The 8906-nt window shown below is 60.1% G+C and carries 14 protein-coding genes; 9 read left to right on the top strand and 5 right to left on the bottom strand.

Annotated elements, in window-relative coordinates; all coding sequences use genetic code 11:
* The 6 genes from ABW043_RS09275 to ABW043_RS09250 form a co-directional block, all read left to right on the top strand.
* On the top strand, nt 1-729 hold a 729-nt coding region (locus ABW043_RS09275), incomplete at its 5' end, for an alpha-E domain-containing protein (RefSeq protein ID WP_353920930.1).
* A 2-nt stretch (nt 730-731) separates the two neighbouring features.
* A complete protein-coding gene (locus ABW043_RS09270; RefSeq protein ID WP_353920929.1) occupies nt 732-1610 on the top strand; it encodes a transglutaminase family protein in 879 nt (292 codons plus the stop codon).
* Between the two features lie 114 nt (nt 1611-1724).
* Complete coding sequence (locus ABW043_RS09265) at nt 1725-1892, top strand: hypothetical protein (protein ID WP_353920928.1); 168 nt, start codon at nt 1725-1727, stop codon at nt 1890-1892.
* Between the two features lie 93 nt (nt 1893-1985).
* Nucleotides 1986-2144 carry a DUF3309 family protein gene (locus tag ABW043_RS09260; protein ID WP_082561091.1) on the top strand — a complete coding sequence of 53 codons (159 nt, stop codon included), beginning with the start codon at nt 1986-1988 and terminating at the stop codon, nt 2142-2144.
* 183 nt (nt 2145-2327) lie between these two features.
* Nucleotides 2328-2693, top strand: a complete 366-nt coding sequence (locus ABW043_RS09255) for an ElaB/YgaM/YqjD family protein (RefSeq protein WP_353920927.1) — start codon at nt 2328-2330, stop codon at nt 2691-2693.
* A complete protein-coding gene (locus tag ABW043_RS09250; RefSeq protein ID WP_353920926.1) occupies nt 2693-3130 on the top strand; it encodes a hypothetical protein in 438 nt (145 codons plus the stop codon). Before ABW043_RS09255 ends, ABW043_RS09250 begins: the two co-directional genes overlap by 1 nt.
* A gap of 22 nt (nt 3131-3152) precedes the next feature.
* On the opposite strand, the gene ABW043_RS09245 is transcribed toward ABW043_RS09250, so the two are convergent.
* The 3 genes from ABW043_RS09245 to ABW043_RS09235 form a co-directional block, all read right to left on the bottom strand.
* Nucleotides 3153-4058 carry a diacylglycerol/lipid kinase family protein gene (locus ABW043_RS09245; RefSeq protein WP_353920925.1) on the bottom strand — a complete coding sequence of 302 codons (906 nt, stop codon included), beginning with the start codon at nt 4056-4058 and terminating at the stop codon, nt 3153-3155.
* A 5-nt stretch (nt 4059-4063) separates the two neighbouring features.
* Complete coding sequence (locus ABW043_RS09240) at nt 4064-5347, bottom strand: sensor histidine kinase (RefSeq protein ID WP_353920924.1); 1284 nt, start codon at nt 5345-5347, stop codon at nt 4064-4066.
* Between the two features lie 235 nt (nt 5348-5582).
* Nucleotides 5583-6338, bottom strand: a complete 756-nt coding sequence (locus ABW043_RS09235; protein WP_353920923.1) for a Crp/Fnr family transcriptional regulator — start codon at nt 6336-6338, stop codon at nt 5583-5585.
* A gap of 156 nt (nt 6339-6494) precedes the next feature.
* Here ABW043_RS09235 and ABW043_RS09230 point away from each other — a divergent pair, with 156 nt between their 5' ends.
* On the top strand, nt 6495-6848 hold the full coding sequence (locus ABW043_RS09230; protein WP_353920922.1) for a response regulator: 354 nt from the start codon (nt 6495-6497) through the stop codon (nt 6846-6848).
* Here ABW043_RS09230 and ABW043_RS09225 read toward each other — a convergent pair.
* Together ABW043_RS09225 and ABW043_RS09220 are read right to left on the bottom strand one after the other, a co-directional pair.
* The gene (locus ABW043_RS09225; RefSeq protein ID WP_353920921.1) at nt 6836-7390 is read right to left on the bottom strand and encodes an RNA polymerase sigma factor; all 555 of its coding nucleotides are present in this window, start codon (nt 7388-7390) and stop codon (nt 6836-6838) included. The genes ABW043_RS09230 and ABW043_RS09225 overlap by 13 nt on opposite strands.
* 4 nt (nt 7391-7394) lie before the next feature.
* Nucleotides 7395-7604 (bottom strand): NepR family anti-sigma factor, encoded by a 210-nt coding sequence (locus ABW043_RS09220; protein ID WP_353920920.1) that lies wholly within the window; start codon nt 7602-7604, stop codon nt 7395-7397.
* A 147-nt stretch (nt 7605-7751) separates the two neighbouring features.
* Here ABW043_RS09220 and ABW043_RS09215 point away from each other — a divergent pair, with 147 nt between their 5' ends.
* Nucleotides 7752-8546: a response regulator gene (locus tag ABW043_RS09215; protein WP_353920919.1), complete on the top strand. Its 795-nt coding sequence runs from the start codon at nt 7752-7754 to the stop codon at nt 8544-8546.
* A 111-nt stretch (nt 8547-8657) separates the two neighbouring features.
* Nucleotides 8658-8822, top strand: a complete 165-nt coding sequence (locus tag ABW043_RS09210; protein WP_353920918.1) for a DUF1328 domain-containing protein — start codon at nt 8658-8660, stop codon at nt 8820-8822.
* Nucleotides 8823-8906: the final 84 nt, after the last annotated feature.

Raw genomic sequence — 8906 nt, 5'->3', positions numbered from 1 at the left:
CTGCCGATCCTGACCCATTGCGCAGAATTCCTCGAAAGCATCGATGTCGACGCAACCGAGGCCATGCCGCAGGGCCTGCTGATATCGATCGGCAGCGCCGTCCATAGCGCCGGCCAGATCCGCGACCGCTTCTCGCCCGATGGCTGGTTGGCGCTCAACGACCTGCAAAAGACCGCCCAGCGCTTTGCGACGCGTATCGGCACCGGTGACGACGCCACCCGCGCCATGACTGTGCTGCTGCGCAAGCTCGCGGGCTTCTCCGGCCTCGTGCATGAAAACATGTATCGCTTTGCCGGTTGGCGTTTCCTCGAAATCGGCCGCCGACTTGAACGCGCCATCCAGATCGCCCGCATCACCGGCTGGCTGACGGGCGACGATGCCCCGGACGGCTCGCTCGAAATGCTGCTCGAAATCGGCGACAGCGTCATGTCCCACCGCCGCCGCTATTCGGTGACCGCGGGCACGCAAAGCGCCATCGATCTGCTGGTGCTCGATCCACTCAATCCGCGCTCGGTGCTGTTCCAGCTCACTGAATTGCTGACCCAGCTTGAGACCCTGCCCGGCGGCATCCGCGATGGCCAGCTTTCGGGCGTCGCCAAGGCGGCCCTGCAATTGCAGACCCGGCTCATCACCGCTGAGCCTGAAACCATGACCCCGGACAAGCTCGACGAAATTTCCAACGAGATCGGGCTCCTCGCCAGTCTCATTGCCGCGCACTACTTTACCTGACCATGCTGTACGATGTCCGCCTGACCCTGACCTACGACTACGATGCCCCGGTTCACGGGGGGCGCCACCATATTCGCGTCGCTCCCACAACGGTGCCTGGCGTACAGCGGGTCATCGCCTCGTCGCTGTCATTCTCGCCAAAACCGCATCGCCTGACCAGTTTTGTCGACTTTTTCGGCAATACGGTCAGCGACGTCACGTTCGTCGAACCGCATGAAAAGCTTGAGGTGCGCCTGAGCGCCCGGGTTCAGGTAGACGATCTCGCACAACCTGCGGACCTTTCAGCCTCACTCGATCAACTTGGCCTCGAAGTGGCCCGCTATTGGTCGGTCGAAGCCGATAGCCCGCAGCATTTCCTTGCCGCCTCGCCGCGTGTGCAGATCGTCCCGGCCATCACCGAATATGCCGAGAAAGAGACCGCGACGTCCGAAACCATCCTCGCCAAGGCCATGGCGCTCTGCCTCGCCATCCATAAAGACTTCGAATACGACCCCAAGGCCACGGACGTCGAGACCAAACCTGCCGAGGCGTTCTCACTGAAGAAGGGCGTCTGCCAGGACTTTGCCCATGTGATGATCGCGGGTCTGCGCGGCATGGGCATTCCGGCGGGCTATGTCTCTGGATTTCTCCGCACTATTCCACCAGCAGGCGAGGCGCGGCTCGAAGGCGCCGACGCCATGCACGCCTGGGTGCGCGTCTGGTGTGGCGCCCACACGGGCTGGATCGAATTCGATCCCACCAATGCCATGATTGCCGGCGGCGACCATATCTCCATCGGCCACGGCCGCGACTATGCCGACATCTCGCCCATCGTTGGAGTGCTGCGCACCCACGGCTCGCATGAAACACGCCAGTCGGTCGACGTCATCAAGGTCGAATAACGATCCGTTCGCGCCGCTGGAACCAAATCTGTATCTCGCCGTTTGTTTGTCAAGCCGCCCGCGACGGGCAATTTGACTGAGAACTCCGCTACTTGCGGGGTGTTGGAGGCACAGATGACACAGGCTGAAATCAGAGCTCTCGAACATGCAGGCCGCTCCACCGCAGTGTGGAACAACGAGGTCTACGACAACTCCCCCCATTTCGGCGAAGTCGCCCGCGCACTCTTCCCCGCGGCACTGATCCTCGCGACAGCCACCGCGCTGCTTGTCGCGCTGCTCTAGTCAGCCTCTCGCGCCGACCGACCACAAAGATAACAACAATCGGCCTGCCTCAAACTGAGGCGCCAGGGCCAGATAAAGAGTCGAGGTAGTTACATGACGCTCGGTACAATTCTCATCATCATCCTGATCCTGTTGCTGATCGGTGCTTTGCCGAGCTGGGGTTATTCCCGAGGCTTCGGCTATTTCCCGTCCGGCATTCTGGGCGTGGTCCTCGTCGTGGTGCTGATCCTGGTCCTGATGGGGCGCGTTTAGCATCACCTGAATAAAGGCACACGCGCCAAGCGTTCCGTGCCCTCGCGAACCGACAGACGCCCCCCTTTCGGTTCGCCTCTCGCCCCGATGCACTTTGTGCGTCGGGGCTTTCTCTTTCGCCACAATGGTGCGGAACCGCCTGCCACGTCAGGCGTTTTCTGATTACAGAACAGGAGTGTACTCATGGCTTCGACGACCGATATGGCGCCCACCTCGACCCGCAAGAGCAGCAATGCAGGCTCGCGTCGACCCGCTACCAAGACACGCGAACAGGAACTTGAGGCACAGGTCGCCCAGCTTCAGTCCGACCTGAAATCCATCACGGAAACCCTTCGCAAGCTGACTGGCGAAAAGGCGAACGAAGTTCGCGACATCGCCGAGACCGAATTCCGTCACCTCAAGAGCCGTGGCAAGCACATGGTTGAAGAGGCGCAGGATCAGGCCGGCGAATACGAGCAGCAGCTCAAGGATACGATCCGGGAAAAACCTTTGACGGCGGTCGCCACCGCACTCGGCATCGGCTTCGTTCTGGCCCTGCTGACGCGCTGATGCTCGGCCTATTGATGCCGCTCGCAGGACTCCTCGGCCTTGAGGTCGAGGGGATTGGCCAACGGGTAAAAGGCTTGGCCATAGTCTACGCGCTGATCCTGATCTTCGCGGTCATTGGCTTCGCCTTCCTCCTCGCAGCGGGCTTCATCGCCCTCAGCGACGCTGTGGGCCCGTTGACGGCCACATTGATCCTGGCCGGTTCGTTCCTCGCTCTCGCTTTGGCCGTCTATATCGGCCTTGCCATCAGCGAGAACCGGCACCGCAAGCGTCTTGCCGAGCGCCGGCGCTCCAGCGACGCTGGCGCCTTTTTGACAACGGCAGCGCTCACCGCACTGCCCCTTCTGACCCGCTCGCCCATGCTGCTTCGCCTGGGGATTCCAGCTGCCGCCTTGACGGTGTTGGCCTTGTTGCGGGAGAAGGACGCCCCAGACTCGTGACGGCACGCCGCCACGAGCTTTCCTACGCGTCTTTTGCGGGGAAGATCACCGACAGCGCCTGCGGCAGGATGGTGAGTTCCACATCGCGTTCGAGCTCTATCAACTCGCCATCGATCACCGCGTAAACCTCCCGCTTTCGCTTGGGGAAGTGGAGGATCAGGCTCTCGCTTTCCAGTTCGGTAACCTGCGGATTGGCGCGCCAGCGGCCGATCAGCACGTCGATGACGAGGCTGATCAGTTCGCCCGTGGTCACACTGCCAGCGAAATATATCCCAAGCCTTCCGGTATCGAGACGTTGCGCGACAGGCACGGGACCGTCGTCGAGCGGATTGTTGGAGACAGCAATCCCGGAAACAATCCGCTTCTGACGCCCTGAATCATCTTCAAATTCAACCTCGAAACGCGGCGGATTGAGCGCTGCTGCGGCGATGGCGCGCAGGCTTGCCAGCATCTTGCCCACCCGGCTGCTATAGGTCATGCCATTGCGTATTCGTACGAGGCGCGCGTGAATGCCTACGCCGAACTGGTGCACAAAGGGCTGGCTATTCGCGGTCGCCAGATCGACCTGACCCACCGATCCCCAGGCCACGGCATGAAGCGCCTTGCGAATGTCCGGTGGCACGCCAAGGGCCCGGGCAAAAAGGTTCATCGTGCCCGCAGGCAATATGCCGAGCACTTTCCCGGTGCGGTGCACTATAGCCGCTGCCGAAGAAATGGTGCCATCCCCGCCGGCGGCAATCATGGCGTCGACATCGGGATCGGTGGAAAATCTTTCAATCACGGCAAGGACATCGTGCCCGCCAACGATGTGGCACTGCAACTCATGCCCTGCCTCAGCGAACACCGCTACGGCCTCCGCACAGAACGCGTCGAGATCCATGGTTCGCAAGGTGCCGCTATCCCTATTGAAGATCGCGGCAACGCGCATGTGGATTACTCCGTGGCTGATTGGCTTGGCGAAGCGGGCGTCCTGTCGAGCGCAGGCAAGGAGACAGTAATGGTGACGCCCTCCCCCGGAGCGCTGACATAGATGGGCTCACCGCCAAACTGACCCGAGAGCTGTCGAATGATGACCGAGCCAAGCCCGCCCTCATCCTCACCTTCGGGAAGACCGACGCCGTTGTCCGAAACTTGCAGTGTCGGCACGCTGGCTTCGTCGCGGAACAGGGCCACCTCGACGCGACCGCTGCGACCGTCTGGAAAACCGTGCTTGAGCGCATTGGTCACGAACTCGCCAACTAGGATGCCGAGCGTCGTGGCATCCCTCGCACTGACCTCGATTCTATCGATCTTGCCTTCGATGGCAATGCGGCCGGAATCGGTCTGGGTCATCGCAATGTCTTCGAGAACGGCGCTCAGGAACTCGTCGGCGCTGGCCGATTCCATGTCGTCACCAAGACGCAGGCGACGATGCGCCGACGCGATGGCATGCACGCGCAACCGGGCCGCTTCGAGGGCCGTGCGCACTTCGGCCGACCGGGTGCGCATAAGCTGCAGCGCCAGCAACGACGAAACCGTCGCCAGCGAATTGCCGATCCGGTGGCTGGTGTCCTGTAAGAGAGCTTCGACTCGCTGCCGTTCGCGCTCGGCATGCGCCCGCGCTTCCTCGATAGCTCTGGTCCGCTCCGCAATCTCGGCTTCCAGTGCTTCGTTCTGATCGATGAGACCACGATGGCGCACAGCCATGGCGCTCACCTGCTTTTGCGTGCGGGCCATCAGGGAATAGGCGAGACAAACGGCAGCCGCGAGAGCCGCAATAATGGTTCCCACCAGCCAGATACGCGAGCGGTCGATCCCCTCGTTGCGCAGCGCGAGCTTCTGGTTTTCTTCAGCGATAAAGGCCTCGAGCGTATCGCGAACCTCGCTCATCAGCCGAACGCCCATGCCGGTCTCGATCAGGCTCTGCGCTTCGTCCTGCCGCGCAGCGGCGACCAATTCGACGGTGCGCGCCATTTCGGCCATTTTGCCGGCAATATCCCCGGTGATGGAACGCACCCGTTCGGCCTGGGCGGTGTCATCCGCCGTCATTTCAAGCAGCGACTGCACATAGGCATCAACGCGCGCCGCCGCGGAACGGTACGATTCCAGCAGTTGCGCATCGCGCGTCAGCGCAAAGCCGCGCTGCCCGGCTTCCGCCTCACTCATCACATTGACGAGTTCCCTGGCGGTATCGCGAACCGCATAGGTGTCGGTGATATCGCGAAGCTGGCGATCCATGCCTTGCATGAGAAGAAGAGAGACGACCGCTGCCAGGCAAACAAGAACCAGCGAAACCCATATGGCAATACGCCTAGCGGCCCGTCGTCCTAATACTGGCGTCTTCGCGCCGGCCACTATTTGTCCCACCACACTCATCCACACCGTCTCTTTCCGACCCCTGCCAAAAGCCGACGGCCCCCTATGGTATGTCTTCCGCTTGCCATGCTGCAATGGCAGCAATGAGGCCCGCGGCCTATATGAGCGGACGCATTCGCTCCTTGGGCTTTTCCCAATCCGCAAGCTCGCGCAGTCCTTCGGCATCGACGATTTCGCAACTCCGGTCGAGCCACTGAATGAGGCCCTTCTCCGCGAGTTTGCGCAGCGTCTTGTTGGTGTGAACGATGGAGAGGCCCAGCGTATCCGCCACGTGTTGCTGCGTGACGGGGATATGGAGAGGCTTGTCCGACATTCGCCCAAGTGCCTCGCCCCGGCTATGCAGAAAAGCCAGCAGATAGGCAGCCCGCTCAACCGCCGTTCGCCGCCCCAGACTCAGCAGATGCTCGTCGAGCATTCGCTCCTCCTGGGCCGCAATCCAGGTCACGTCGAACCCTAGCCTTGGATATCCCTCGAAAAGGCTATCGAGCTTGTCGCGCTGGAATACGCAGAGCACCATGCTCGTCAGCGCCTCCACCGAGTGCTCCATCTCCCCCATCATCGACCCCTGCAATCCCAAGAGATCGCCAGGGAGGAGATAGTTGAGAATCTGCCGACGCCCATCCTGCAGCGTTTTGAAGCGAAACGCCCAGCCGGAGAGCACGGTGTAGAGATGCGGGCTGTGACTGCCCTCGGAAAGAATGGTTGAACCCGCCTCGGCCACCAGCTCGCCCCGTTTGAACGAGGAAACGAAGCGCAATTCCTGATCGGTGAAATTGCGGAAACTGGGAAGGCCTCGCAACGGACATTGCTCGCACGGCACACGGCGGCCAGTGCTGGGAAAGACGAGGCTCAAAGGGAAATCCCGGACCGTTCGTGGGGCAAGTGGCACCTCAACGTGCCACCGCCAAACCCGTTCCACGACATGTCTTTTTTAAATGACACCCCGGCTTGAGAGCGCCCAAAAGCGACCTACTTTGCACGGATAGGTGACATGCTTTCTGGCCACACGGTGCTGATCGTCGAAGCGCAATATCTCATTGCGCTTGACCTGCAGAACACCCTGGACCCTCTGGGTCCTGGCAAGGTGATCATTGCCCAAAATCCGGGACATGCAAAAGACATTGCGGCCGATTGGTTGGACTGTCGCCTCGCTATCATCGAGGTCGAGCGGGAACTGCCCGAGCACATCGCGCTTGTCGGCGAGTTGCTGCGCAAGGGCATTCCAGTTATCGGCCTGACGGCCGATTCCGATCTTCAGCAGCACCTGAACTGGTTTGCCGGAACCCCGATCCTGCTCAAGCCTGCTCCCTCTGAGCGCACCCTGGCCTTGGTCGCTGGCCTCTTCAGTGCTCAGAAGGAGTGATTGGTTGTGGTGACCTGCGTCGACAAGGCGTCCGGACCGTAGTCGGATTCCCCGCTGACCTTGAGCATTTCCTGTAGACGCGACCGAGCACGACTAACGCGGCTCTTCATCGTTCCGACGGCGCAATCGCAGATATCGGCAGCCTCCTCATAGGAGAAGCCGGAAGCACCAATCAGAATTATGGCTTCGCGCTGATCGTCGGGAAGCTCCGAAAGAGCCTTCTTGAAGTCCTCAAGATCCATCGCGCCATACTGGGATGGGTGCACGGACAAGCGCTCCGTAAACGCGCCGTCGCTGTCCTGCACTTCACGGCCACGCTTGCGCATCTGGCTATAAAATTCATTGCGCAGGATGGTGAACAGCCAGGCCTTGATATTCGTGCCCATTTCGAAGCTCGATTGCTTCGCCCAGGCCTTCATCACGGTGTCCTGTACCAGGTCATCCGCCTTGTCGTGCTTGCCGGTCAAAGAGACCGCAAAAGCGCGCAGGCTCGGAAGCGTAGACAGCATTTCTCGCTTGAACGAGGGGGTCTCGGTCGCCATGCGATCAATCTCCGCTCTGGGATGTCTGCTTGGACTGGTCTCGCTCTGCATTATCGAGCTTTTCCAGAAGGTCGAGAAGCTGGTCTGGAACCCCCTCCTCCTGCACAGCTCCATAAAGAGCCCGCAACCGCGAACCAATATCCGTTGTTGGACCTAACCCGTCATCCGGCTGAGGCCGAATGCTCTGTTGGCTCGCAAAATTATCTTTCGTCATACCCTAACTCTAGCTTCCCGGGCTTGCCGCTACCGATCAGAAATTCCGTTCGACAAAAATAGTTCCAAACTTCCGGAACTTTTCTTTGCCGCAGCGATTTAGTCATCTCGAGAAGTCACGGTCTTAAGCGTCACTGGAGTTTCCTACATGTCATTGTCCACGCGGATCGCGCCGCACCTGCCTTACCTCCGGCGTTTTTCCCGGGCGGTTACAGGGTCGCAGACGTCTGGCGACGCCTATGTCGCAGCCACGCTGGAAGCACTGATTGCCGACATTTCGCTCTTCCCGGAAGCCTCCAGCGATCGGATTGCGTTGTACAAGCTCTTCTCGGCGCTGTTCACATCGTCGTCCGTCGATATTCCAGAACCCATTTCTAGCTTTGCCTGGGAGCAGCGCGCAGCAAGGAACCTTGCTAGCCTCTCGCCGCGCCCCCGTCAGGCTTTCCTTCTGGTGGCCGTTGAAGGCTTCACGCACGCCCAAGCAGCCGAAGTGCTGGACGTCTCAGATGCACAATTTGCCAAACTGCTGGACGAAGCCTCTCATGAGATTTCGCGCCAGGTGGCAACCGAGATCATGATTATCGAGGATGAACCTCTGATCGCCATGGATATCGAGCAGATGGTGGAAAGCCTTGGCCACAAGGTTGTCAGCATCGCCCGCACCCATGCCGAAGCGATCAAGCTGTTCAACCAGACCAATCCGCGCATGATCCTTGCCGATATCCAGCTTGCCGATGGCAGTTCGGGCATTGATGCGGTCAACGACATCCTCAACACCCATTCGGTGCCGGTGATCTTCATCACCGCCTTCCCCGAGCGCCTTCTTACGGGCGAACGTCCTGAACCGACCTTCCTCGTGACCAAGCCGTTCAATCCCGACATGGTCAAGGCTCTGATCAGCCAGGCGCTGTTTTTCGAAGACGGCTCCCGCGCTGCGGCCTAAGCCTCTTCTCATCCAAACTCAAAAGCCGGCTTTGCCGGCTTTTTTGTTGTCTTCAGGAACTTGCCAACTGGTTCGACGTTTATTTGACAAGACATCACCATGGAGGCACCCATGCTCTACTATGCTCTCGTCTTTCTCGTCATTGCTCTGATCGCTGGCGTTCTCGGTTTCGGTGGTATCGCCGGAGCTTCCGCCGGTATCGCTCAGATCCTGTTCTTCCTCTTCCTGGCGTTCCTTGTGGTTTCGCTGCTGGTCGGGCTCTTCCGCCGGACTTAGGATTTGGAAGCTCAAACAAAAAGGCGGCCAGTTGGCCGCCTTTTTTCATGGTGCGGGGAATAGAGCGCTCGTCTTGCCCGTCCA

This window comes from Devosia sp., assembly GCF_040509215.1.
Lineage (GTDB): Bacteria > Pseudomonadota > Alphaproteobacteria > Rhizobiales > Devosiaceae > Devosia.
Note: the sequence above shows the minus strand (reverse complement) of the source record. Positions and strands in the feature narration are given on the sequence as shown.